The organism is Kineococcus lubricus, from assembly GCF_050871965.1.
In the GTDB taxonomy this organism is placed as follows: domain Bacteria; phylum Actinomycetota; class Actinomycetes; order Actinomycetales; family Kineococcaceae; genus Kineococcus.
In genome coordinates this window covers 1-24,982 of the sequence record NZ_JBJLSK010000022.1, presented here as the reverse complement: position 1 = coordinate 24,982, position 24,982 = coordinate 1, and the positions used below count along the sequence as shown (strand labels likewise).

Genomic DNA, 24,982 nt, shown 5'->3' with positions numbered 1-24,982 from the left:
GTGTGCGCCCCCGCGACCCGGCGTCAGCGCAGCAGCGGGGCCAGGAACCCCGTCACGAGCTCGTCGACCCGCACCGCGTGCGGGGTCTGCGGCGCCGCCTCCAGGCCCGGCTCGTCGGCCAGCGCGTGCCCCATCCCGGCGATCTCCTCGTACCGGGTGTCGGGCAGCGCGGCCCGCTGCGCCGCGATCCGCTCCAGGAAGAACGGGGCGTCCTGGTCCCCGGCCACCACGAGCCGGGGGACGCCGGCCAGCTCTGCGGCGCGCACGACGAAGTCGCACTGCTCCAGCAGCTCCTCGTTCCCCGGCGACTCGACCAGCTCGACCCCCAGGACGTCGGCGATGAACGGCAGGGTGACGCGCAGCTCGATCAGCGGGCTCAGCAGCGCCAGGGCCCGCGGTGCCACCACCCCGGAGACGGCGACGAGCTGCGCGACCATCGCCCCCATCGACCCGCCCACCAGCGCCACCGGGCCCCCGCCCAGGCCCAGCTCCCCGCGCAGCGCGGCCCACGCGGCGGGGAACTCGGCCAGGGCCTCGCGCGCGATCCGGCCGTGGACCAGCCCGGTCATGTCCCGGGCCGCGAGGGCGAGGACCTCCTCCATCCCGCCGGCCGGCATCCGGGCCCCCGACATCGGCAGCCCCAGGTACAGCCGCCACGCGTCCAACCCGGCCAGCGGCAGCGCCGCCGCGAACGCCTGCGGGGTCCGCGGGGCGTCCAGCAGGTGCCACGCGACGACGACCGGCGCGTCCGGGCGGGGCGTGGCCGGCGGCAGGGCGACGTAGGGGACTCCGGCGGCGGTTCCGGTGCGCACGAGGGGCTCCAGGGGTCGGGGTGGTGGGCAGGACCTTCGTCCCTTTCCTACCGCGCGCCCCCGACACACCGTCAGGGGCACGGACGAGGAGGCGGGTGGTCGAGGTGCGCGAGCGGTTCACCGGGCGGGGACCGGTGACGGTGGAGGTCCGGCCGGACCCGTTGCGCTCGCAGCTGGTGCTGCGCGACGACGGAGGGGTCGTGGAGGTGCTGCCCATCCGGCCCGACGTGCTCCCGCGCGTCCGGCAGGGCCTGCACGAGGACGCCGGCGGCGGCACCGGGGGCGAGGCCTGCCGGGTGGAGCTGCGCGACGACGACGGGACGGTCCGCGAGCGGTGGGGGACGTTCACCGGGCCCGGCGGGGCCGCCGCCGTCGGGCTGGCGCTGCTGGCCGCCGACCGGCACGCCGACCACGCCGTCGTGCTCGACGCCGCGGGTCGCGAGCGCGGCGAGCTGCGCGCCGCCGCCCGCGCGCCCCGGCGGGCGTGAACCGGACCGCCCCCGCCGCGCGCGGGCCCGGGACCGAGGTCCCTGCCCGGCGGGGGGCTCCCGGGAGCAGCCTGGTGCCAGCAGGGGGCCGCGCCCGCGGCTCCCGGCCCGAGGTGGGGAGGCAGTCGTGACGGACTCCGGGCGTGGCGCGGTCGTCGTCGGCGTGGACCGGCTGGAGGAGGGGCGCGCGGCCCTCGCGTGGGCCGCCCGGGAGGCCGCGCGCCGCGACGTCGCGGTGCGCGTCGTGCACGCCGCGGCCCACTCGGCCGACCTGCTCGACGCCGGGTACTCCTCCGCGGTGCTCGACGAGGTCGACGCCGGGGCCCGCGCCGGGCTGGAGGCGGCCGCGGAGGTGGCGCGCGCGGCGGGCGCCCCGCACGTGGAGGTGCGCCTGGTGCACGACCAGCCCCGGCGGGCGCTGCTGGCCGAGGCCGCCGGGGCCGCGCTGGTCGTCACCGGCGCCCGCCGCCGGCGCGGCCTGCGGACCCTGGGCGCCCTGGAACTGGGGTCCACCAGCCTGTTCCTCGCCTCCCACGCGCCCGTCCCGACCGCCCTCGTGCGGACCCTGCCGCCGGCCGGGGGCCCGGTGGCGGGAGTGGTCGTGGGCCACGACGGGTCCGGGCACGCCGACGCGGCCCTGCGCTGGGCGGCCGGGTACGCCGCCGAGGCCGGGGTGGAGCTGACCGTCGTCGCGGTCTGGCACCCGCCGTTCGCCGTGGCCGCCACCCCGTACGGCCTCGACGTCCCGGACTGGACGCAGACCCTGCGCGTGGTCGAGGACGCCGCCGCCGAACGCCTCGAGGCGGCCGTCGAGGCCGTGCGGGCGCAGCAGCCGGGCCTGCCGGTGGCGCACCGGCTCGTGCGCGACGAGTCGGCCGCCGAGGCCCTGCTGGCCGCCGCCGACGGCTCGCGGCTGCTGGTGACCGGCACCCGCGGCCGCGGCGCGTTCGCCGCGGCCCTGCTGGGCTCGGTCAGCCACGCCGTCCTGCACCGCGCCGGCGGCCCCGTCGTGGTCGTCCCGCAGCCCCCGGGCCGGGACCTTGGTCCCGAACCCGGCCGGTCGGCGGCGGGGACCGGGCCGCAGGGGTGAGGATCGCCGGAGACGGTCGTCGCCGGGACGACCGCACGGGGGAGGGGACGAGTCGATGGTCCGGGTGTTCCTGCTGGACGACCACGCCGTGGTCCGCGCCGGGTTGCGGGCCGTCCTGGAGGCCGATCCCGAGATCGAGGTCGTCGGCGAGGCCGGCACCGTCGCCGAGGCCGTCGAGGGCATCACGCTGACCCGCCCCGACGTCGCCGTCCTCGACGGCCGGCTGCCCGACGGGTCCGGTGTGGAGGTGTGCCGGCAGGCCCGGCGCGTCTCGCCCGGCACGCGCAGCATCCTGCTCACCTCCTACGACGACGACGAGGCGTTCCTGTCGGCCGTGGTCGCCGGCGCCGCCGGGTACCTGCTCAAGGAGATCGGCACCGGTGACCTCGTGGGGTCGGTGCGGGCGGTCCACGCGGGCGGCTCGCTGCTGGACCCGCAGGCCGTCGAGGCCGTCCGCCGGCGCCTGGAGGACCCGCTGGCGGCCGACCCGCGACTGGCCGAGCTGACCCCGCAGGAACGCCGGGTCCTGCGGTTGCTGGGTCAGGGCTGCACGAACCGGCAGATCGGCCGGGAACTGCACCTGGCCGAGAAGACCGTGAAGAACTACGTCTCGAACCTCCTGGCGAAGCTGGGGCTCAGCTCGCGCACCCAGGCCGCCGTCTACGTCGCCCACGGCTGAGGGTCCCGCCCGAGGACCTCGTGCCCTGGCGCGTCGGGGGCCGCTGGGCGAGCCTGGGCCCGTGGACCTCCTCGAGACCCTTCCCGAGACCCTCACCGACGAAGAACTCCGCACGGTCGACGCCTGGTGGCGCGCCGCGAACTACCTGACCATCGGGCAGATCTACCTGCAGGACGACGCCCTGCTGCAGCGCCCGCTGACCCCCGCCGACGTCAAACCCCGCCTCCTGGGCCACTGGGGCACCAGCACCGGCCTGTCGTTCGTGTACGCCCACGTCTCCCGGCTCATCCGGCACACCGGCCAGCGGACGGTGTACCTGGCCGGGCCCGGGCACGGCGGCCCCGCCCTGGTGGCCGCCTCCTGGCTGGAGGGCACCTACGCGGACTGCTTCCCCGCCGTGACCCAGGACGCCGACGGGCTGCGCCGGCTGTTCCGGCAGTTCTCCTCCCCGGGCGGGATCCCCTCGCACGCCTCGGTCACCACCCCCGGCTCGATCCACGAGGGCGGTGAGCTCGGGTACGTCCTGGTCCACGCCTTCGGGGCCGTCATGGACAACCCCGACCTGCTCGCCGTGGCCGTCGTCGGGGACGGGGAGGCCGAGACCGCGCCCCTGGAGGGGGCCTGGAAGGGCATCTCGTTCCTCAACCCCGCCCGCGACGGGGCGGTGCTGCCGGTGCTGGCCCTCAACGGGCACAAGATCTCCGGCCCGACCGTCCTGGCCCGCAAGGACCCCGCCCAGGTCCGCTCGCTGCTCGCCGGGCACGGCTACCACGTGCTGGAGGTGACCGGCTCGGACCTGCCGGGCATGCACCACCGGTTCGCCGCCGCGCTCGCCGAGGCGCACCGGCGCATCCGCGACGTCCAGCGCGCCGCGCGCACCGGGACCCCGCCGGCCGGGCTGCCCGCCTGGCCCGTGATCGTGCTGCGCTCACCCAAGGGGTGGACCGGCCCCGGCGTCGTCGACGGCGTGCAGGTGGAGGGGACGTGGCGCGCGCACCAGGTGCCGCTGTCGGGGGTGAAGGAGAACCCCGAGCACCTGCGGCTGCTCGAGGACTGGATGCGGTCCTACCGCCCCGAGGAGCTGTTCGACGCCGCCGGCCGCCCCACCGCCCTCGTCCGCGCCAACGACCCCACCGGTGACCTGCGGATGTCGGCGACCCCGCACGCCAACGGCGGCACGCTCACGCAGGACCTGGACCTGCCCGACGTCGCCGACCACGTCCTCGCCGTCGAACGGCCGGGGACCACCCGCGCCGAGTCCACCCGGCGGCTCGGGGAGTACCTGCGGGAGGTCTACCGCCGCAACCCCGAGACGTTCCGGCTGTTCTGCCCGGACGAGACGAACTCCAACCGCCTCGGCGCGGTGTTCGAGGTCAGCGACCGCACCTGGATGGAGGCCACCGAACCCGGGGACGAGGCGCTCTCGCGCGAGGGCCGGGTCGTGGAGGTCCTGTCCGAGCACAACTGCCACGGCTGGCTGGAGGGGTACACCCTCACCGGCCGGCACGGCCTGTTCGCCACCTACGAGGCGTTCGCGATGGTCAGCGCGTCCCAGACCGTCCAGCACGGCAAGTGGCTGGAGGAGGCCGAGCACCTGCCCTGGCGCGCGCCCGTCCCCAGCCTGAACGTGCTGCTGACCTCCACGGCGTGGCGCAACGACCACAACGGGTTCAGCCACCAGGGGCCCGGGCTCATCCAGACCGCGCTCACCCAGCGCGCCGCGGTGTCGCGGGTCTACCTGCCGCCGGACGCGAACTGCCTGCTCGAGGTCGCCGACCACTGCCTGCGGACCCGCTCGCGGATCAACCTGGTCGTCATCGACAAGCAGCCGCAGCTGCAGTACCTCGACGCCGCGGCCGCCGCCGAGCACGTCCGCCGCGGGGTGGGGGTCTGGGACTGGGCCGGCACCGACGACGGCGGGTCCGACCCCGACGTCGTCCTGGGCTGCGCCGGGGACGTCGTGACGATGGAGACCGTCGCGGCCGCGGCGCTGCTGCGCGAACGGCTGCCGACGCTGCGGACCCGGGTGGTGAACGTCGTCGACCTCATGCGGCTGCACCGCCCCTCCGACCACCCGCACGGCCTGGACGAGCTCGCCTTCCGGGAGCTGTTCACCGACCACGTCGACGTCGTGTTCGCCTTCCACGGCTTCCCCGGCGCGATCCACCAGCTCGTGCACGGCCGTCCCGACGCCGACCGGTTCCACGTGCGCGGGTTCATCGAGGAGGGGACCACCACGACCCCCTTCGACATGACGGTGCGGAACCGGGTGTCGCGCTACCACCTCGTCGTCGACGCGCTGAACAACGCGACCCGGCTGCCCAGCGGGGCCGCCGACCTCAAGGCGTGGTGCGAGGCGCAGCTGCGCCGGCACCACGAGTACGTCGTGGAGCACCTGCAGGACGTTCCCGAGGTCCGCGACTGGACCCTGTGACCCCGCCGCGGTCGACGACACCCGTCCGGCCGTCCTCGACCGCCGCGGGGACGGGGGTCACAGCCCCCGGTGGGTGCGGGCGGGGTCGGCCGCCGCGGCGTCCGCGGCGGCCACGTCCGCCTCGCTGGGCGGCGGCGGCTGCGGGGTCACCGCCTTCGCCGGGTCCGGCAGCGGCTGGGCCTGCCGGGGGACGTCGTCGCGCTGGGCGTCGCGCTGGTCGTCGTGCGGCAGGAACACCGTGCGCTGCGCGGGCGGGAACGCGATGCCCTCGGCGTCGAACACCGCCTTGATGCGCCGCATCAGCTCCCGCTGCACCGCCCACTGCTGCAGCGGCGCGGTCTTCACGACCAGGCGCAGCACGATCCCGTCGATCGTCATCTGCTCCACGCCCCACACCTCCGGGGCGTCCAGGACCAGCGGTCGCCACGCCTCCTCGGCCACCAGGTCGTCGGCCACCCGCTGCATGACCTGCTGGGTGCGGGTCAGGTCCTGCCCGTAGGCGACGGAGATGTCCACGACCGCGCGCGCCCAGCCCTGGCTCTGGTTGCCCACCCGCAGGATCTCGCCGTTGCGGACGTACCAGACGGTGCCCTTCACGTCGCGCAGCCGCGTCACCCGCAGGCCCACCGCCTCCACCGTGCCCGAGGCGTCGCCCAGGTCCACGGAGTCGCCCACGCCGTACTGGTCCTCGGCCAGCATGAAGATCCCGGACAGGAAGTCCTTCACCAGCGCCTGCGCGCCGAAGCCCAGCGCCACCCCGGCGATCCCCGCCGAGGCCAGGAACGGGGCGATCGCGATGCCCACGGTGTCCAGCACCATGAGGATCGCCAGGATCCCCAGCACGAACGTCGCGGTGCTCTTCAGGACCGAGGCGAGCGTCTCGGCCCGCTGCTGCCGCCGCTCGGACAGCAGCGGGGAGGACTCCAGCAGCCCGTTGCGGCGGCCGCCGCCGAGCTTGCCGGCCCCCGTCGCGATGCCCGCCGCGACGCGGCCGATGAGGCGCATCACGAGGAACCGGGCGATCCAGCAGACCAGCAGGATCACGACGATCTTCAGGGGCTTGTCCAGCAGGAACGTCACGACGTCCTGGGCGCCGGCGGTGGCGTCGTCGGCGGTGACCGCCGACAGGGCTTGCGTGATGTCGTCCAGCACGAGGGTGTGCAGCTCCTTCTCAGTCGTCCGGGTTCAGTCGTCCGGGGTCAGTCGTCCAGGGTCAGGCCGGTCGCCCGCGCGGCGAAGGCCAGGGTGTCGCGGACCAGCCCGGCGGTGCGGGACACCGACCGGGCCCCGTGCCCCACGTCCCGCTCCCGCCGCAGCAGCACCGGCCGCACGGCCGGGTCCGAGCTCGTCGCGTGCTGCAGCGCGGCGCACAGCTTGCGCGCGTGCAGGGGGTCGACCCGGCTGTCCCCGTCGAACACCGTGAACAGCACCGACGGGTACGCCGTCCCCTCCACCACGCGGTGGTAGGGGGAGTAGGCGTGCAGCCAGCCGAACTCCTCGGCGACCGCGGCGGTCCCGTACTCGTCGCTCCACGTCGCGCCCAGGCCGTGCAGCTCGTAGCGCACCATGTCCAGCAGCGGCGCCGAGCACACCACCGAGGCGAACAGCGCCGGTTCCTGCGTCAGCGCCGCCCCGACGAGCAGGCCGCCGTTGGAACCGCCGTGCGCGCTCAGCTGCCCGGGCGTGGTGAAACCGCGGTCCACCAGGAACCGCGCCGCGGCGTGGAAGTCGTCGAAGACGTCCTGCTTGCGCCCGCGCATCCCCGCCCGGTGCCAGTCCTCGCCCTCCTCCCCGCCGCCGCGCAGGTTCGCCACGGCGTACACCCCGCCGGCCTCCACCCAGGCCAGGGCGTCGGGCGCGTAGTGCGGGGACAGGCTGATCCCGAACCCGCCGTAGCCGTAGAGGATCGTGGGGGCCGGCTGCCGGGGGACGCCGTCGGCGTCCAGCAGGTCCGCGCGCGCGGTGACCTGCAGCCGGACGGTCGTGCCGTCGGCGCTGGGGTACTCCAGCAGCGCGCTGACCACCGGCGGGACGTCCACGGCGCCGGGCGGGGCGGCCTCCACGGCGAGCGCGCCGGTGCGGGCGTCGTAGTGCCACACGTGCGAGGGCGTCGTGGTGTCGGTGTACCCGAACCACAGCTCGTGCCCGCCCTCGGGGCGGCCCACCAGCCCGCCGATCGACCCGGTCCCCGGCAGCTCCACCCGTCCGGCCGAACCCTCCAGCCGCTCCCCGGTGGCGAGGTCGTGGACCGTCACCGAGCTCACCGCGTGCTCGGTCCAGCCGACCACCAGCAGCGGCCGCTCCAGCTCGGCGCCGTCCAGCACCGCGACGTCGTCCAGCAGCGCGTCGGACTGCGGCACCAGGTCCGTCCAGCGCTCCGGCTCCGGGGCGCCCGGGTCGGCGACGGCCAGCCGGCCGCGCGGGGCGTCGAGGTCGGTGAACACGTACAGCCGCCCGTCGCGGCCCACCCAGGCGCCGGTGTTCGCGTCCCGCCCCTCCACGACCGTCCGGAACCGTGGGCTCGCCGGGTCCGACCCGGACAGGTCGGCGATCCACACGTCGTTGCGCGGTGCCGTCCCGTCCGAGGCCGTGACCACCAGCCAGCGCCCGTCCCGGGAGGTCCACACGCCGTAGTAGTTCGTCATCGACCGGCCCGCGCCGAACACCTCGACGTCGGCCGAGGGGTCCGTCCCCACGACGTGCAGGTACACCCGCCGGTGATACTGCCGCTCCTGCTCGGGCAGCTGCTCCGGCGGCAGCCGGCGCACGTAGTAGAAGGCCCGCCGGTCGCCGTCGCGGGGCAGCCAGGCCACGGGGGAGTAGCGGGCCCGGTCGATCGGGCCGTCCACCACCTCACCGGTCGCGGCGTCCAGCACGCGCAGCACGCTCTCCTCGCTGCCGCCCTCGGACAGCTGGTACGCGACGAGGTCGCCCTCGACGTCGGGGCGCCACGCGTCCAGCGTCGTCGTCCCGGAGGCGTCCAGCGCCACCGGGTCCACCAGGACGCGCGGCGCGGCGCCGGGGTCGGTGACGAGCAGGACGCCGTGCTCGGCGTCCGGGGCGCGCCGGGTGCGGAACACCCGGTCCCCGCGGTGCACGGGCGCGCCGACCGACCCGGTCGCCATGAGCTCCCGCACCCGCCGCTCCAGCCGGTCCCGGCCCGGCAGCGCCGCCGCCCACCGCTCCCACGCCTCGTCCTGGGCCCGCGACCACGCCACCGTCCGCTCGTCGGCGGCGTCCTCCAGCCAGCGGTACGGGTCGGCGACGGCCACGCCGTGCAGGTCGTCGACGACGTCCAGGCGGGGAGCGAGCCGCGGGTCCGGGGACGGGGAGGTGGGGGTGCCCATGGGCGACCACCCTAGGTCGCGTCCCCCCGGGCCCGTCGAACCGCGCGCGACCCGCCGCGGTCCCCCCGACGTCTCGGACGCGCCGCCGGACGGCACCTCTGGCAGAGTCGACGGGTGGCCACCGACGCGCCGAGCGCCCAGCTGGGCGCCGACCTCACCGACCTCGCGGCCGCCTGCGGGGTCTCCACCACCTTCCACGACTGGCAGGGGCGCGAGACGACCGTCCCGGCCTCGACGATCACGGCGGTCCTGACCGCCATGGGGCTGGACGTCACCTCCCGCGAGCGCGTCCGCGACGCGCTGCAGGAGGTCAAGCAGCGGCCCTGGCGGCGCGTCCTGCCCCCGGTCGTCGTCGCCCGCGAGGGCCGGTCGCAGGGCGTGCCCGTGCACGTCCCGCACGGCGACCCCGTCGACGTCGTCGTGGAGCTGGAGGGCGGGGAGGGCTGGGCGCCGCTGCGCCAGCTCGACCGCTGGATCGACCCCGTCCGCGTCGACGGGCGCCTCACCGGCCGGGCCACCTTCGAGCTGCCCGACGACCTGCCCCTGGGCTGGCACGTCCTGAAGGCGCAGACCCCCACCGGGCAGGCCGAGTGCCCCGTCGTCGTCACCCCCGACGTCCTGGAGCTGCCCCGCACCCTGCAGTCCGGCCGCAGCTGGGGCTACCAGGCGCAGCTGTACTCGGTGCGCTCCTCCCGCTCCTGGGGCGTGGGCGACCTCGCCGACCTGGCCGAGCTGGCGGCCGTCGCCGCCGACCAGGGCGCCGGCTGGCTCCTGGTCAACCCGCTCGCCGCGGCGCAGCCGGTCCCGCCCATGGAGGCCTCCCCGTACCTGCCCACCACCCGCCGGTTCGTGAACCCGCTGTACCTGCGCGTCGAGGACGTCCGCGAGGTCGCCTACCTGTCCCCGGGGGACCGGGCGCTGGTCGAGCGCCTGGCCGAGCGGGTCCGGCCCGCCGTCCACGACGACGGCGAGATCGACCGCGACGCCGCGTGGGCCGCGAAGAAGCAGGCCCTGGAGGTCGTCTTCGCCCACGGGCGCACCCCCGCGCGCGAGGCCGCGTTCCGCCGGTACGTGGCCTCGGAGGAACCCGGGCTGTCGGGGTTCGCCACCTGGTGCGCCCTCGCCGAGCGGTTCGGGTTGCCCGCCGCGGACTGGCCCGCCGAGGCCGCCTCGCCGCAGGCCGCCCGGGAGGCCGGGCTGGCCGACGAGCTCGCCGACCGCGTCGAGTTCCACCGCTGGCTGCAGTGGCAGTGCGACGAGCAGCTGCGCACCGCCCAGGACGCGGCCACCGCCCCCGGCACCGGGCCCGGGATCGTGCACGACCTCGCCGTCGGCGTCCACCCCGACGGCGCCGACGTCTGGTCCCTGGGGCCGGCGCTGGCCCACGGCGTGACCGTCGGGGCGCCCCCGGACGCCTTCAACCAGCAGGGGCAGGACTGGAGCCAGCCGCCGTGGCGGCCCGACCAGCTCGCCGAGGTCGCCTACGCGCCGTTCCGCGACATGGTCCGCACCATCCTGCGGCACGCCGGGGGCCTGCGCGTCGACCACGTCCTCGGCCTGTTCCGGTTGTGGTGGATCCCGCAGGGCTCCGCGCCCTCGGCCGGCACGTACGTCAAGTACGACCACGAGGCGCTCATCGGGATCCTCGCGCTGGAGGCCCACCGCGCCGGCGCGGTCCTCGTCGGGGAGGACCTCGGCACCGTCGAGCCGTGGGTGCGCGACTACCTCGCCGACCGCGGCATCCTCGGCAGCGCCGTCCTGTGGTTCGAGTACGACGGGGACCGCCCCAAGGCCCCCGAGGCGTTCCGCGAACTGGCCCTGGCCAGCGTCACCGTCCACGACCTGCCGCCCACGGCGGGCTACCTCGCCCAGGAGCACGTCGCGCTGCGCGACCGCCTGGGCCTGCTGACCCGGCCCGTGGAGCAGGAGCGCGAGCAGGACGCGGCCGAGCAGGAGCGCATCCTGGGGCTCGTGCGGGACCGCGGCCTGCTGGCCGAGGACGCCGACGAGCAGGCGACCGTCGAGGCCCTGCACCGCTACCTGGCCCTGTCGCCCTCCCTGCTGCTGGGCGTGGCCCTCGTCGACGCCGTGGGCGACCGCCGCACCCAGAACCAGCCGGGCACCTCCCAGGAGTACCCGAACTGGCGGATGCCGCTCACCGGGCCCGACGGGAAGGTCGTGCTGCTCGACGACCTCGCCGACCACCCCCGGGCCCAGTCGCTGGCCCGGGCGGTGGACGACGCCCTGCGGTCTCAGGAGGGGACCTGACCCGACCCCGGGTCCTCGTCCCCCCGTCCCCTCCTGGTCCCGAACCGCTCAGCGTCGTCCACGCCCGGACCGTGCTCCTGCCGGGACGTCCCCCCGGGCGTCCCGGCACCCCCCGCTGGAGCTGGCCCCAGCCTGCCCCGGCGCGCTTGCGAGCCGCTTGCAGCGCCTTGCGGCCACCCGACCCGCCCCGATCGGGCCCGCGCCCGGGCCGGGGCTGGTTACCGTGACCCCGTGCCAGGACAGGGGGCCACGGGCCCGGCCACGGGACCGGACGTCGACACCCGCGCCGAGACCCGCGCCGAGACCCGCGTCGAGGTCCGCGTGCTGGGGACCGTCGAGCTGCGCGTCGACGGCGACCCCGTCCCGCTCGGGCCGTCGCTGCGCACCGTGCTGGCCGCGCTCGCCCTCGACGCCGGCCGCGTCGTCGACGCCGACGTCCTGTCCGACCGGGTCTGGGGCGAGCGCGGCACCCGGCCGGCGGCCTCCACGGTGCACAGCTCGGTCTCGCGGCTGCGGCGCGCCCTGGCCGGCGCCGGGGAAGCCCTCGCCACCCGCGCCCCCGGCTACCGGCTGACCGCCCACGTCGACGCCCGCGCCTTCGAGCGCTCGCTCGCGCGGGCCCGCACCGAGCCCGACCCCCGCACCGCGCACCGCGCGGTCGAGGACGCCCTGGCCCGCTGGCACGGACCGGCCTACGGCGGCGTGGACACCGGGTTCGCCCACGACGAGGCCCGCCGGCTGGAGGCCCGCCGCGTCGAGGCCCTCGAACTGCGCGCCCGGCTCGACCTGCGGCTCGGCCGGCACCGCGAGGTCCTCACCGACCTCGCCGACCTCGTCGCCGCCCACCCGCTGCACGAGGACCTGCGGGCCAGCCTGGCCCTGGCGCTGTACCGCAGCGACCGCCAGGCCGAGGCCCTGGCCGTCCTCGACGAGGGCCGCGACCTGCTGGGCCGCGACCTCGGCCTGGACCCCGGGCCCGCGCTGCGGCGGCTGCGGGACCGGGTGCTGCGGCAGGACCCCGAGCTGGACGCCCCCGTGCAGGCCCCCGCCGACCAGGCCCCCGCCGACCAGGCCCCCGCCGACCAGGTCCCCGCCGTCCCCGACCCGCCCCGACCCCCGGTGGCGCTGCCGGTGGTCCCGACCCCGCTCGTGGGGCGCGACCCCGAGATCGGTGCCCTGCGGGACCTGCTGGACCGCGCCCGGCTGGTCACGCTCACCGGGACCGGCGGCGTCGGCAAGACCCGCCTGGCCGCGGCCGTCGCCGACGCGGCCCGCCCCGCGTTCGGCGCCGGCGTGTGGTTCGTGCCGCTGGCCACCGTGACCCGCGCCGCCGGGGTGCTGCCCGCCGTCGCCCGCGCCGTCGGGCTGCCCCAGCCCACCGACGAGGACGCCCCGGGGGCCGTCGCGGCCCGCCTGGCCACCGGCCGCCACCTGCTCGTGCTGGACAACTGCGAGCACCTGCTCGAGGCCGCCCCCGACGTCGCGACGCTCGTGCGGGCCTGCCCGGACCTGTCCGTGCTCGTCACCTCCCGCGCCCCGCTGCGGGTCAGCGGCGAGGTCGAGCACCGCGTCGCCCCGCTGCCCCCCGACCCCGCCCGGGAGCTGTTCTGCGCCCGGGCCCGGGCCGTCGTCCCGTCCTTCGCCCTCGACGAGCGCACCACCGCCGTCGTGGACGACATCTGCCGGGCCGTCTCCGGCATCCCGCTGGCCCTGGAGCTGGCCGCCGCGCGGGTGCGGGTCCTCGACGTCGCCGACCTGCTGGCCCGGCTCGACCAGGCCCTCGCCGGCGGGCCCCGCGACCTGCCCGCCCGCCAGCGCAGCGTCCGCGCCACCCTCGACTGGAGCTGCGGCCTGCTCGACCCCGCCAGCCGCGGCCTGTTCCGCCGCCTCGGGGTCTTCACCGGCGGCTGGACGCTGGAGGTGCTCGAGGAGGTCGAGGGCGCCGACGTGCTGGAGCACCTGGAGACCCTCGTCGAGCACTCCCTGGTCACCGTCGACTTCCCCGTCGGCGGGCCCGCGCGGTACTCGATGCTCGAACCCACCCTCCAGCACGCGCGGCGGCTGCTGACCCCCGACGAGCGCGACCGGGCCGCCCTCGCCCACGCCCGGGCCTACGCGCGCCTGGCCGAGCGGGCCGCCACCGGCTACCAGCAGGCCGAGCAGGTGCAGTGGCTCGAACGGCTGGACGTCGAGCACCCCAACGTCCTCGCGGCGCTCGAGTGGGCCCACGGCGCCGGCGAACGGGACCTCGCCGCCCGCCTGGTGTGGGCGAGCTGGCTGTTCTGGTGGCTGCGCGGGCACCTGCGGACCGGGCGCCGCGCCGCCGAGGCCGTCGTGTCGGGCGTCCCGACCGGGCCCGGGCAGAGCCTGGCCACCGTGCGGGCCCGGACGGCGGCGGCGGCCATGGCCTTCGCCCAGGACGACGCGGCCGCCGCCCGCACCGGCTGGCAGGACGCCCTCGACGCCTGCGCCGGTGCCACCGGCTGCACCGAGGCCGAACGGACCGAGGCCCGCGCCCACTGCGAGGCCGGGCTGGGGATCTGCGCGCTCGTCGACGGCGACCTGGACACCGCGGCGCGCCAGCACCGGCGGGCCGTGGAGCTGGCCGCGGGGCTGCCCGCGGACTCCTGGGGCCCGTGGATCGTGCGGCTCAACCTCATCTGGGCCGCCACCACGGCCTGGCGCGCCGGCCGCGCCGACGACGCCCGCGCGGACCTGGACACCGCGCTCGCCCTGGCCCGCGGCGTCGGGGACCGGCTCGCGACCTACCTGGCGCTCTACAACCGGGCCCTCGTCGAGGCCGACGCCGCCCCCGACCGGGCCGCGCGGACCCTGCTGGAGGGCGTGCGGCTGTCCGAGCAGCTGCGGGACCGCGCCAACCTCTCCGCCTTCCTGGAAGCCCTCGTCGTCCTGCTGGTCCCCGCCGCCCGCCGCGACGCGGCGACGGCCGGGCTGCTCGCGGCGGCCGCGGCCGCGGCCGCCGCCGCCCGCGAGAGCGTCGGGTTCGAGGTGTACCGGTACTACCCGCGGGACCCGGTGGCGCTCGCCGCCGCGCGGGCCGAGCTGGGGGAGCTGCTGGACGCGCACCAGCTGCGGCACGCGACGGCCCGCGGGGCGTCGGCCTCGCTGGCCGAGGCCGTCGGGATCGCCGTCGCGGCCGTGACCTCGGCCCTCGGCACGACCCTCAGCACGGCCCGTCCAGCGCAGCCCACCGCGACCAGCTGACGTCGACCCCGACGAACCGGGGCCGCGTGAAGGGCCAGTCCCGGGTCGTCCACGCGCGCAGGGCCCCGGGCAGCTCGGCGTGCAGCGAGGACGACGCGTGGGCGTCGACGAGCCACCACGACACGTCGGCGTCCACCCCGCCCGCGGCGCCGCCCCGGGGCGGCCCGACGTGGACGCAGCCGACCATCTCGTCCTCGGCCTCGTCGAGCACGCCATACGTGAAGGAGGCGCCCTGGGCGGCCCACCGCTCCCACAGGGGCTGGTGGCCCGGGTCCGCGGCGGCGGCCGGGTCCGCCGGCGGCCGCTGCCGGACCCGGCCCAGCCGGGCTCGCCGGCTGAGCCCGGACCGCGCGACGGCGACCCGGTGCAGGTCGACGTCGACGGCCCGCAGCGGCCGCAGGTGGAACCCGCTGTCCAGCTCCAGGTGCGCCGGGTGGGTGAACCACGACGGCAGCCAGGGGCCGGTGCGGTCCTCGGACGTGCGGATCGAGTCGTTCACGGGTCCACCGTGGCGCCCGCGCCTTGCGGTCGCCTTGCACCGCGGTCCCGGGCGCTGCCCGGGACCGCGGTGCGGGCCTCACCGCGCGTCGCGCTCCTGGGCGCGCAGGGCGCGGGCCACCCCGTCGCGGTTCTCCAGGACCAGGCGGCGCAGCGCCGGGGGAGCGTCCGCCTCGGCCGCCAGCCACGCGTCGGTCCGGTCCAGCAGCGCCTGGTCGGCCAGGTCCAGCGGGTACAGGCCCGTGACGATCTGCTGGGCCATCTCGTTGGTGCGCTCGGCCCACACCGTGCGCAGCGCCGCGAAGTAGGGCTCGACGAACGGGCGCAGCAGCCCCTCGTCGTGGGCGCGGGTGAACCCGGCGATCACCGAGGCCTGCACGGCGTTCGGCAGGTCGCCGCGGTCCACGACGTCCGCCCAGGCCTGCTGCTTGGCGGCCGCCGTGGGGACCGCGGCGCGCGCCGCGGCCGCCGAGCGCTGCCCCGTCGCGGTCGCGTCGCGGGTCAGCTCGGCCTCGATCTCCTCGGTCCCGGCCCGTCCGCCGGCGACCAGCGCGGTCAGCAGGACCCAGCGCATGTCGGTGTCCACCTCCAGCCCCTCGAGGGCGCCGGAGCCGTCGTACAGGCCCTCGACGACCGACAGGTGCTCCTCGCTGCGGGCGGAGGAGGCGAACGACCGGGCGAACTGCAGCTGGGTGTCGCTGCCGGGGGCCGCCGCGCGCAGCAGCTCCAGCAGGGTCGCCGCCGTGCGGGCCCGGACCTGCTCGCGGTGCGCCGGGGCGGTGTACAGCTCGACCGTCGTCGCGAGCTGGCGCAGCAGCACCAGCGCGACCGTCGAGTCCGACCGGGCGGCGTCACCGGGCAGCAGCGTCGTCAGCAGCAGGTCGACGTAGTCGCGGGCGGGGGACTCCCCGTCGCGCGTCATGTCCCACAGCGCCGCCGCGACGAGCGAGCGCGGCAGCGAGTCGCGGAAGGCGTCCAGGTGCTGCAGGGCGGACGCCAGCGACGCCCCGTCGAGCCGGATCTTGGCGTAGGCGAGGTCGTCGTCGTTGACCAGCAGCAGGTCCGGGCGCTTGCGGCCGACGAGCTGCGGCAGGTCGGTGCTGGCGCCCGCGGCGTCCAGCTCGACGCGGTGGGTGCGCTCGAAACCGCCGTCGACGAGGTCGTAGCAGCCGATCGCCAGCCGGTGCGCCCGCAGGTGCGGGTGCTCGGCGGGCGCCTCCTGGAGCAGCCGGGCCGCGGTGATCGTCCCGTCGGCGTCGGTCTCCAGCACCGGGCGCAGGGTCGCGACGCCGGCCGTCTCCAGCCACTCGCGCGACCAGGACGACAGGTCCCGGCCCGAGGTCGCCTCCAGCTCGCGCAGCAGGTCCACCAGTTCGGTGTTGCCGTAGGCGTGGCGGGCGAAGTACGCCCGCACCCCGGCCAGGAACTCCTCGCGCCCCACGTAGGCCACGAGCTGCTTGAGGACGCTGGCGCCCTTGGCGTACGTGATGCCGTCGAAGTTCACCTCGACGTCCTCGAGGTCGTTGATCTCCGCGACGATCGGGTGCGTCGTGGGCAGCTGGTCCTGCCGGTAGGCCCAGGACTTCTCCAGGGAGTTGAAGGTGGTCCACGACCCCACCCACTCCGTCGCCTCGGCCGCGGCCAGGGTGGAGGCGAACTCCGCGAAGGACTCGTTGAGCCACAGGTCGTTCCACCAGCGCATGGTCACGAGGTCCCCGAACCACATGTGCGCCAGCTCGTGCAGGACGGTGACCACGCGCCGCTCGACCGTGGCCTGCGGGACCTTGGAGCGGAAGACGTAGCTCTCCACGAAGGTCACCGCGCCGGCGTTCTCCATCGCGCCGGCGTTGAACTCCGGGACGAACACCTGGTCGTACTTGGCGAACGGGTACGGGCGGTCGAACTCGCGCTCGAAGAACTCGAACCCCTGCTTGGTGGCCCGCACGACGTTGTGCGCGTCCAGGTGCTGGACGAGGGACTTGCGGCAGTACACGCCCAGCGGGATCGTCCGGCCGTCGGCGGAGACGAGGGAGTCCTCGGACCCCTCGTAGGGCCCGGCGATGATCGCGGTCACGTAGGAGGACAGCCGGGGCGTCTTCTCGAACGTCCACCGCAGGCCCGCCTCGACGGGGTGCTTCACCTGCACGGGGGCGTTGGAGACCACGCGCCAGTGCTCCGGCGCGGTCACCGTGAAGGTGAACTCGGCCTTGAGGTCGGGCTGCTCGAAGACGGCGTACACCCGGCGGGAGTCGGCGACCTCGAACTGGGAGTACAGGTACACCTCGTCGTCGACGGGGTCGACGAAGCGGTGCAGCCCCTCGCCGGTGTTCATGTACCGGCAGTCGGCCACGACCAGCAGCTCGTTCTCGTCGGCCAGGCCGTCGAGCGCGATGCGCACGCCGTCGTCCACGGCCGCCACGTCGAGGGCGGTGCCGTTGAGGACGACCTCGTGGACCTGCGCGCTGATGAGGTCGATGAACGTCGAGGCCCCCGCGGTCGCGGAGAACCGCACCGTCGTGGTGGAGCGGAACGTCTCCGGGCCCGTCGTCAGGTCCAGGTCGACGTCGTAGTGCTCCACCCGCACGAGCTCGGCCCGGGTGCGGGCCTCCTCGCGGGTCAGGTTCTCGCCGGGCACGGCACGTCCTCTCCTCGCAGGTCCAAGTCGTCCCCGACTCTGCCACGCCGGGCCGACACGGGCCCCGCCACCCGGGTGCCGGGCCGCAGGAGCACGATGGGCCCATGACGACCGAGACCCCCGCCCGGACCGCTCCCGCGGCCACCGCCGACTTCTGGTTCGACCCGCTGTGCCCGTGGGCCTGGATGACCTCGCGCTGGATCCTGGAGGTCGAGGAGGTCCGCGACATCACCGTCCGCTGGCACGTCATGAGCCTGTCGGTCCTCAACGAGGACAAGCCCGACCTGCCGCAGGAGTACCGCGAGATGCTCTCCCGCGGCTGGGGGCCGGTGCGGGTGGTGACCGCGGCGCGGGTCCTGCACGGCGAGGACGTGGTCCTGCCGCTCTACACGGCCCTGGGCACCCGGCGGCACCCCGGCGGGCGCGACGACTGGGACGGCATCGTCGCCGAGGCGCTGGCCGAGGTGGGGCTGCCGGCCGAGCTGGCCGGGTACGCGGACCGGGACACCTACGACGCCGAGCTGCGCGCCTCGCACGCCGAGGGCATCGGCCGGGTCGGCGAGGAGGTCGGGACCCCGGTCGTCGCGTTCGGGGACGTCGCCTTCTTCGGGCCCGTCGTGACCCCCGCGCCCAAGGGCGAGGACGCCGGGCGGCTGTGGGACGGCTGCGTGCTGGTCGCCGGGACCCCCGGGTTCTTCGAGCTCAAGCGCACCCGCACCCGGGGGCCGGTCTTCGACTGAGCCGCGCGCCGACCCGCCCCCGCGGCACGGGCCCGGTCCGGGGCTGCCAAGCTGGCCCCATGCGCGTCCACATCGGCACCGACCACGCCGGTTTCGAACTGAAGGAGCACCTCGTCGCGCACCTGCGCGGCCAGGGCCACGACGTCGTCGACCACGGCGCCCACCACTACGACCGGGTCGACGACTACCCGCCGTTCATCCTGCGTGCCGCGCACGCCGTGGCCGCCGAGCCGGGCAGCCTGGGCATCGTCATCGGCGGGTCGGGCAACGGCGAGCAGATCGCGGCGAACTTCGTGTCCGGCATCCGGTGCGCGCTGGCGTGGTCGGTGGAGACCGCCCGCCTGGCCCGCGAGCACAACGACGCGCAGTGCGTGGGCATCGGTGCGCGGATGCACACGCTGGAGGAGGCGACGGCGCTGGCCGAGGCGTTCCTGGCGACGCCCTTCTCGAACGACCCGCGGCACGTGCGGCGCATCGAGATGCTCGACGAGTACGCCCGCACCGGGCAGCTGCCGCCGCTGCCCGCGGGGCACCAGGAGAGCCCCACCGCCTGACGCCGGGGCGGCCGGGCCCCGGGGCTCACCCCCGGGCGCCGGCCGCGCCCGCCCGCGCCGCGTGCTCGGCCCCGTACTGGGCGCCGAGGTCGCGCGCCAGGGCGCCGAGCAGCCGCCGGGCCTCGCGCACGCAGGTGCCGACGTCGGGTTCGACGTCGGTCAGCGCCCGGGCCTGCGCGAAGCCCGCCGCGCGCCAGCGCTCCTCGGCCAGCGCGCGCCGGCCGCTGAGGACGACGACGGGGGCCGGGATGCGGGCCGCGGCCGCGGCCACGCCCACCGGGGTCTTCCCGCCGAGGGACTGCTCGTCGAAGCTGCCCTCGCCCGTGATGACCAGGGAGGCCTGCCGCGTGCGGTGGCTCCAGCCCGCGAGGTCCAGCACGACCTCCACCCCGGGCCGGCGGGTCGCGCCGAGCAGCCCCAGGGCGACCAGCCCGACGCCGCCGGCCGCCCCGGCGCCGGGGGTGTCGCGGGCGTCGAGGCCGGTCCCGGCGGCCAGCGCGTCGGCGAAGCGGGTCAGCGCGGTGTCCAGGAGGGCGACGTCGTCGGGGGTCGCGCCCTTCTGCGGGCCGAAGACCGCCGCCGCGCCCCGCTCGCCGAGCAGCGGGTTGTCGACGTCGGCGGCCAGCGTCCACCGCACCTGCCGGACCCGGGGGTCCAGCCCGGACAGGTCGACGCGGTCGAGGTCCAGCAGCGCGGCGCCGCCGTCGGGCAGGTCCCGGCCGGCCGCGTCCAGCAACCGGCCGCCGAGGGCGGTCAGGAGGCCGGCGCCACCGTCGGTGGAGGCGCTGCCGCCGACGGCCAGCACGACGTGCCGGGCCCCGGCGTCCAGCGCCGCGCGCACCAGTTCGCCGGTGCCGCGCGTGGTCGCCGTCAGCGGTGCGGGGGTCCCGCCGGGGAGCCGGTCGAGCCCGGAGGCCTGCGCCATCTCGACCACGGCGGTGTCCCCGTCGCGCGCGAACGTCGCCTCCACCGGCTCGCCCGTCGGCCCGGGCACGACCGCGGTGACGGCGCTGAACCCCGCCGAGCGCAGCGCGGCCTCGACGGTGCCCTCGCCCCCGTCGGCGACGGGCAGGACGGTGGTCTCCAGGGCCACCGCGCCCTCGACGTCGACGCCCCGGGAGCGGGCGGTGCCGGTGAAGGCGTCGAGGAAGCCGTCCTCGAAGGCGGCGGCGATGGTGGTGGCGACCTCGCCGGCGGTCAGGGAGCCCTTGAACTTGTCCGGGGCCACGACGACGTGGAAGGGGGACGGCATGCGCGGACCCTACCGAGGGTGCGCAGCCGGGGGCGGGACGCAGGACAGCGGCCGGCCCGGGGGGCCGACCGCTGCCGGGGGAGCGGGTGACGGGAATCGAACCCGCGTAGCTAGTTTGGAAGACTAGGGCTCTACCATTGAGCTACACCCGCGCACGGGGGCACCGGCCGACGGCCCGTGTCCCTCGGGGACCATCGTAGCGGCCCCCGGGCGGTAGCCTGCTCCCTGTGCCCCCGCGAGGGGGCGCGCGGGGTGTGGCGCAGCTTGGTAGCGCGTCCGCTTTGGGAGCGGAAGGCCCCCGGTTCGAATCCGGGTACCCCGACGGACGCGCGACCGTCCGCCCGTGCGCAGCGCGGGCGCCGGTCGCGCAGTGAAGGGCTCCGGCGCGGACGGCTACGCTTTCGCGGTGCGTCGGGGCTGCCCCGGCGTGCCGCACGCCTGACCACGACCTCCGCGCAGGCGGAGAGACCCCAGGAGATCCCCGCTGTGAAGAGCGACGTCGAGACCCTCAACCCGACCCGGGTCAAGTTCACCGTCGAAGTCGGGTACGACGAGCTGAAGCCCAGTCTCGACAAGGCCTACAAGACCATCGGCGGGCAGGTCCAGGTGCCGGGCTTCCGCAAGGGCAAGGTGCCGGCGCGGGTCATCGACCAGCGCTTCGGCCGGGCCGTGGTGCTCGAGGAGGCCGTCAACGACGCGCTGCCGAAGTTCTACCAGCAGGCCGTCGAGGCCTCCGACTACCTGCCGCTGGGGCAGCCGACCGTCGACGTCTCCCAGGCGCCGGACCCGGCCAAGGGCGGCGACCTGAAGTTCTCCGTCGAGGTCGACGTCCGCCCGACCCTGGAGCTGCCCGACCTGTCCACCATCACCGTCACGGTGGACGACCTGCAGGTGCCCGAGGAGGAGGTCGAGACGCGCCTCACGTCCCTGCGCGAGCGCTTCGGCACCCTCGTCGGCGTCGACCGCGCGGCCGCCGACGGCGACTTCGTCTCCATCGACCTGCTCGCCGAGATCGACGGCGAGGAGATCGAGAGCGCCAAGGGCATCAGCTACCGCATCGGCCAGGGCAACATGATCGAGGGTCTGGACGAGGCGCTGACGGGCGTGTCGGCCGAGGGCACGACCACCTTCACCGCCCCGCTGGCCGGCGGCGACCGCAAGGGCGAGGACGCGCAGATCACCGTGACCGTGCAGTCGGTCAAGGAGCGCCAGCTGCCCGAGGCCGACGACGACTTCGCCCAGCTCGCGAGCGAGTTCGACACGCTGGAGGAGCTGAAGGCGGACCTGCTCAAGCAGGTCGAGCAGTCGAAGAAGTTCGAGCAGGGCCTGCAGGCGCGCGACAAGGTGCTCGAGAAGCTCCTGGAGGTCGTCGAGGTCCCGGTCCCGGCGTCGCTGGTCGAGGCCGAGATCCACGCCCACCTCGAGCGCGAGAACCGTCTCGAGGACGCCGAGCACCGCGCCGAGATCACCGGCTCGACCGAGCAGGCCATCCGCAGCCAGCTGCTGCTGGACGCCCTCGCCGAGCGCGAGGAGATCGGCGTCGAGCAGGGCGAGCTCATCGAGTATCTGGTCGGCCAGGCCCAGCAGTACGGCATGGACCCGAACCAGTTCGTGCAGATGGTCGACGGGGCCGGCCAGGTCCCGGCGATGGTCGGCGAGGTCCGCCGCCGCAAGGCGCTGGCCGTGGCCATGGAGAAGGCGACCGTGACGGACGCCTCCGGCAACGCCGTGGACCTCGAGGAGCTCGTCGGCGGCGACGAGGACGAGGCCGGGCAGGGCCAGGGCCAGGACCAGGACGAGACCGTCGAGTCGCCCGCGGAGGACGGCCAGACCGTCGACCCCACCGGTGAGGACGAGCAGGCCGCGGCCGAGCAGGTCGCGCAGGACGAGTCCAAGAGCTGACCCGGACGCTGTGGGCGCACCGCCGTGGCGGTGCGCCCACAGCGAAAAGGGCCCGGCCCCGACATGGTCGTCGGGGCCTGCGCGTTAGGGTCGATCGAGATCGGCGGAGCATCCGCCGGACCCTCCCGGACACGTCCGGGGTGGGTGGTCGACGCCAGGAGAGGGCCAGGGAACAGCGTGAGCGAGATCTTGAGCGCACCGGGACTGGTGACGCCGCAGCAGGCCCGCACGGGTACGCCGGGGATGGGCCTCGACGACAACGTCTACCAGCGGCTCCTGCAGCAGCGGATCATCTGGCTCGGGACCGAGGTCCGGGACGACATGGCCAACGCCATCTGCGCGCAGCTGCTGCTGCTGGCGGCGGAGGACCCGGACGCGGACATCTTCATGTACATCAACTCGCCCGGCGGCTCGGTGTCCGCGGGCATGTCGATCTACGACACGATGCAGTACATCAAGCCGGACGTGGCGACGATCGCCACCGGCATGGCGGCCTCGATGGGGCAGTTCCTGCTCTGCGCCGGTGCCCCGGGCAAGCGCTCGGCGCTGCCGCACGCGAAGATCATGATGCACCAGCCGCTGGGCGGCCTGGGCGGCTCGGCCAGCGACATCAAGATCCTCGCCGAGCAGATCATCGCCACGAAGCGGCAGATGGCCGAGCTCATCGCCCAGCACTCGGGGCAGACGTTCGAGACGATCACCCGCGACTCCGACCGCGACCGCTGGTTCTCCGCGCAGGAGGCCAAGGAGTACGGCCTCATCGACCACGTCGTGGGGCACACCAGCGAGGTCGAGGGCGGGGGCGGCACCGGTGCCTGAGCTCCACCGCCCGCCGTTCACGACCGCTTCGAGGGGAGACCGCCCGATGAACCCGCAGTCCCGGCTGAACCCGGCGTACGACCAGTCCGCGCGCTACGTGCTGCCGCAGTTCGAGGAGCGCACGTCCTACGGGATGAAGCGCTCGGACCCGTACACCAAGCTCTTCGAGGACCGCATCATCTTCCTCGGCGTGCAGGTGGACGACGCCTCGGCCGACGACATCATCGCCCAGCTGATCGTGCTGGAGTCCCAGGACACCGAGCGCGACATCATCATGTACATCAACTCCCCGGGCGGGTCCTTCACGGCCCTCACGGCGATCTACGACACGATGATGTACATCCGCCCGGACATCCAGACGTACTGCATGGGCCAGGCCGCATCTGCCGCCGCGGTGCTGCTGGCGGCCGGTGCGCCGGGGAAGCGGTTCGCGCTGCCGAACTCGCGCATCCTCATCCACCAGCCGGCCATGGCCGGCGGCGACTACGGGCAGGCCTCGGACCTGGAGATCCAGGCCAACGAGATCCTGCGCATGCGCTCGTGGCTGGAGAGCACGCTGGCGTTCCACTCGAACCGGACCGCCGACCAGGTGCGCGAGGACATCGAGCGCGACAAGTTCCTCACCGCCACCGAGGCCGTGGAGTACGGCCTCATCGACGAGGTGCTGACGAGCCGCAAGGCGTCCGCCCCCTCGCTGTGAGCACGTAGCGTCACCCATGCGCAGCAGTGCGTGACGTGACGCGCGACGCGCCGGGGGGCCGGTCTGGCACCGTGTCCCCCGGGAGCGTCTAATGAGTCCGGTGAGCCGGTCTCGCCGGGTAGCGTGGTCAGCAGTGACGCGATGCCGGGTCCGGTTCCTCCGGCCCCCCGGGTCGGGTACCAGCACGAGGAGAGGAATCGTCGGTGGCACGCATCGGTGACGGTGGCGACCTGCTGAAGTGCTCGTTCTGCGGGAAGAGCCAGAAGCAGGTCAAGAAGCTCATCGCGGGCCCAGGCGTCTACATCTGCGACGAGTGCATCGACCTGTGCAACGAGATCATCGAGGAGGAGCTCGCCGAGGCCAACGACCTGGGCCTGGTGGAGCTGCCGAAGCCGAAGGAGATCTTCGACTTCCTCGACCAGTACGTCATCGGCCAGTCGTCGGCGAAGAAGTCCCTCGCCGTGGCCGTCTACAACCACTACAAGCGCATCCAGGTCGGCGAGGCCGCGGGCAAGGCCCGCGAGGACGCCGTCGAGATCTCCAAGTCGAACATCCTGCTCATCGGCCCGACGGGCTGCGGCAAGACGTACCTGGCGCAGACGCTGGCGAAGATGCTCAACGTCCCCTTCGCGATCGCCGACGCCACCGCGCTGACCGAGGCCGGCTACGTCGGCGAGGACGTCGAGAACATCCTCCTCAAGCTCATCCAGGCGGCCGACTACGACGTCAAGAAGGCCGAGACGGGCATCATCTACATCGACGAGGTCGACAAGATCGCCCGCAAGTCCGAGAACCCCTCCATCACGCGCGACGTGTCGGGGGAGGGCGTGCAGCAGGCGCTGCTGAAGATCCTCGAGGGCACCACCGCGAGCGTCCCGCCGCAGGGCGGGCGCAAGCACCCGCACCAGGAGTTCATCCAGATCGACACGACGAACGTGCTGTTCATCGTGGGCGGCGCCTTCGCCGGGCTGGACCGGATCATCGAGGCCCGCTCGGGCAAGCAGGGCCTGGGCTTCGGGGCGCAGCTGCGCTCCAGCGACAAGAAGGCCGAGCCCAGCTTCGCCGACGTGATGCCCGAGGACCTCATGAAGTTCGGGCTGATCCCGGAGTTCATCGGGCGCCTGCCGGTCATCACGAGCGTGGAGAACCTCGACGCCGAAGCCCTCGTGCAGATCCTCACCAAGCCGCGCAACGCCCTCGCCAAGCAGTACCAGCGGATGTTCGAGCTGGACGGCGTGGAGCTGGAGTTCACCGACGACGCCCTCGAGGCCGTCGCCGACCAGGCCATCCTGCGGGGGACCGGGGCCCGCGGCCTGCGCGCCATCATCGAGGAGGTCCTCCTGCCGGTGATGTTCGACGTCCCCAGCCGCGACGACATCGCCCGCGTCGTCGTGACCCGCGAGGTCGTGCTGAAGAACGTCAACCCGACGCTGGTGCCGCGCGAGGCCCCGGCCCGCAAGAGCACCCGCGAGCGCCGCGACAAGTCGGCCTGACCCGCCCGCAGCACGACGGAGGGCCCCGCACCGACCGGTGCGGGGC

General features: G+C 75.4%; 18 protein-coding genes and 2 tRNA genes. 13 read left to right on the top strand and 7 right to left on the bottom strand.

Annotated elements, in window-relative coordinates; genetic code table 11:
* Nucleotides 1-23 precede the first annotated feature (23 nt).
* Nucleotides 24-812 (bottom strand): alpha/beta fold hydrolase, encoded by a 789-nt coding sequence (locus tag ACRYRX_RS16525; protein ID WP_432513478.1) that lies wholly within the window; start codon nt 810-812, stop codon nt 24-26.
* 95 nt (nt 813-907) lie between these two features.
* Between ACRYRX_RS16525 and ACRYRX_RS16520 the strand changes: the two genes are divergently transcribed.
* The 4 genes from ACRYRX_RS16520 (at nt 908) to ACRYRX_RS16505 (ending at nt 5,503) form a co-directional block, all read left to right on the top strand.
* Nucleotides 908-1,300, top strand: a complete 393-nt coding sequence (locus tag ACRYRX_RS16520) for a hypothetical protein (RefSeq protein ID WP_432513476.1) — start codon at nt 908-910, stop codon at nt 1,298-1,300.
* Between the two features lie 127 nt (nt 1,301-1,427).
* On the top strand, nt 1,428-2,390 hold the full coding sequence (locus tag ACRYRX_RS16515) for a universal stress protein (protein WP_432513474.1): 963 nt from the start codon (nt 1,428-1,430) through the stop codon (nt 2,388-2,390).
* A gap of 55 nt (nt 2,391-2,445) precedes the next feature.
* Nucleotides 2,446-3,069, top strand: a complete 624-nt coding sequence (locus ACRYRX_RS16510) for a response regulator (protein ID WP_432513472.1) — start codon at nt 2,446-2,448, stop codon at nt 3,067-3,069.
* A gap of 61 nt (nt 3,070-3,130) precedes the next feature.
* Nucleotides 3,131-5,503 carry a phosphoketolase family protein gene (locus tag ACRYRX_RS16505; RefSeq protein WP_432513471.1) on the top strand — a complete coding sequence of 791 codons (2,373 nt, stop codon included), beginning with the start codon at nt 3,131-3,133 and terminating at the stop codon, nt 5,501-5,503.
* Between the two features lie 57 nt (nt 5,504-5,560).
* Here ACRYRX_RS16505 and ACRYRX_RS16500 read toward each other — a convergent pair whose 3' ends face one another.
* The gene (locus ACRYRX_RS16500; protein ID WP_432513470.1) at nt 5,561-6,655 is read right to left on the bottom strand and encodes a mechanosensitive ion channel family protein; all 1,095 of its coding nucleotides are present in this window, start codon (nt 6,653-6,655) and stop codon (nt 5,561-5,563) included.
* Nucleotides 6,656-6,702: 47 nt separating this feature from the next.
* Nucleotides 6,703-8,850 carry a prolyl oligopeptidase family serine peptidase gene (locus ACRYRX_RS16495; RefSeq protein ID WP_432513469.1) on the bottom strand — a complete coding sequence of 716 codons (2,148 nt, stop codon included), beginning with the start codon at nt 8,848-8,850 and terminating at the stop codon, nt 6,703-6,705.
* A 114-nt stretch (nt 8,851-8,964) separates the two neighbouring features.
* Here ACRYRX_RS16495 and malQ point away from each other — a divergent pair, with 114 nt between their 5' ends.
* Both malQ and ACRYRX_RS16485 read left to right on the top strand, forming a co-directional pair.
* Nucleotides 8,965-11,118 carry a 4-alpha-glucanotransferase gene (gene malQ, locus ACRYRX_RS16490; protein WP_432513468.1) on the top strand — a complete coding sequence of 718 codons (2,154 nt, stop codon included), beginning with the start codon at nt 8,965-8,967 and terminating at the stop codon, nt 11,116-11,118.
* Between the two features lie 231 nt (nt 11,119-11,349).
* A complete protein-coding gene (locus tag ACRYRX_RS16485; RefSeq protein ID WP_432513465.1) occupies nt 11,350-14,343 on the top strand; it encodes a BTAD domain-containing putative transcriptional regulator in 2,994 nt (997 codons plus the stop codon).
* Here ACRYRX_RS16485 and ACRYRX_RS16480 read toward each other — a convergent pair.
* Entirely contained in the window at nt 14,303-14,842 is a 540-nt protein-coding gene (locus tag ACRYRX_RS16480; RefSeq protein ID WP_432513463.1) for an N-acetyltransferase, read from the bottom strand. The genes ACRYRX_RS16485 and ACRYRX_RS16480 overlap by 41 nt on opposite strands.
* Nucleotides 14,843-14,920: 78 nt before the next feature.
* Nucleotides 14,921-17,476, bottom strand: a complete 2,556-nt coding sequence (gene pepN / locus ACRYRX_RS16475; protein ID WP_432513461.1) for an aminopeptidase N — start codon at nt 17,474-17,476, stop codon at nt 14,921-14,923.
* A 104-nt stretch (nt 17,477-17,580) separates the two neighbouring features.
* Here pepN and ACRYRX_RS16470 point away from each other — a divergent pair, with 104 nt between their 5' ends.
* Together ACRYRX_RS16470 and ACRYRX_RS16465 are read left to right on the top strand one after the other, a co-directional pair.
* Nucleotides 17,581-18,216, top strand: a complete 636-nt coding sequence (locus tag ACRYRX_RS16470; protein ID WP_432513459.1) for a mycothiol-dependent nitroreductase Rv2466c family protein — start codon at nt 17,581-17,583, stop codon at nt 18,214-18,216.
* A 59-nt stretch (nt 18,217-18,275) separates the two neighbouring features.
* Nucleotides 18,276-18,770, top strand: coding sequence for a ribose-5-phosphate isomerase (locus ACRYRX_RS16465; RefSeq protein ID WP_432513458.1), 495 nt, complete (start codon nt 18,276-18,278; stop codon nt 18,768-18,770).
* Nucleotides 18,771-18,795: 25 nt separating this feature from the next.
* Here the strand turns inward: ACRYRX_RS16465 and ACRYRX_RS16460 are convergent, their stop codons facing one another.
* Nucleotides 18,796-20,022, bottom strand: a complete 1,227-nt coding sequence (locus tag ACRYRX_RS16460; RefSeq protein WP_432513457.1) for a glycerate kinase — start codon at nt 20,020-20,022, stop codon at nt 18,796-18,798.
* Between the two features lie 81 nt (nt 20,023-20,103).
* Nucleotides 20,104-20,174: transfer RNA gene (locus tag ACRYRX_RS16455), tRNA-Gly, on the bottom strand.
* Between the two features lie 96 nt (nt 20,175-20,270).
* On the opposite strand from ACRYRX_RS16455, the gene ACRYRX_RS16450 reads away from it, so the two are divergent.
* The 5 genes from ACRYRX_RS16450 to clpX all read left to right on the top strand — a co-directional run bounded on the left by ACRYRX_RS16450 (nt 20,271) and on the right by clpX (nt 24,936).
* Nucleotides 20,271-20,344, top strand: a tRNA-Pro gene (locus ACRYRX_RS16450).
* Between the two features lie 164 nt (nt 20,345-20,508).
* Nucleotides 20,509-21,924, top strand: a complete 1,416-nt coding sequence (gene tig, locus ACRYRX_RS16445; protein WP_432513456.1) for a trigger factor — start codon at nt 20,509-20,511, stop codon at nt 21,922-21,924.
* Between the two features lie 243 nt (nt 21,925-22,167).
* Nucleotides 22,168-22,743, top strand: a complete 576-nt coding sequence (locus tag ACRYRX_RS16440) for an ATP-dependent Clp protease proteolytic subunit (protein WP_432513553.1) — start codon at nt 22,168-22,170, stop codon at nt 22,741-22,743.
* A gap of 46 nt (nt 22,744-22,789) precedes the next feature.
* Nucleotides 22,790-23,443, top strand: a complete 654-nt coding sequence (locus tag ACRYRX_RS16435; protein WP_432513454.1) for an ATP-dependent Clp protease proteolytic subunit — start codon at nt 22,790-22,792, stop codon at nt 23,441-23,443.
* Nucleotides 23,444-23,646: 203 nt separating this feature from the next.
* A complete protein-coding gene (clpX, locus tag ACRYRX_RS16430) occupies nt 23,647-24,936 on the top strand; it encodes an ATP-dependent Clp protease ATP-binding subunit ClpX (protein ID WP_432513452.1) in 1,290 nt (429 codons plus the stop codon).
* Nucleotides 24,937-24,982: the final 46 nt, after the last annotated feature.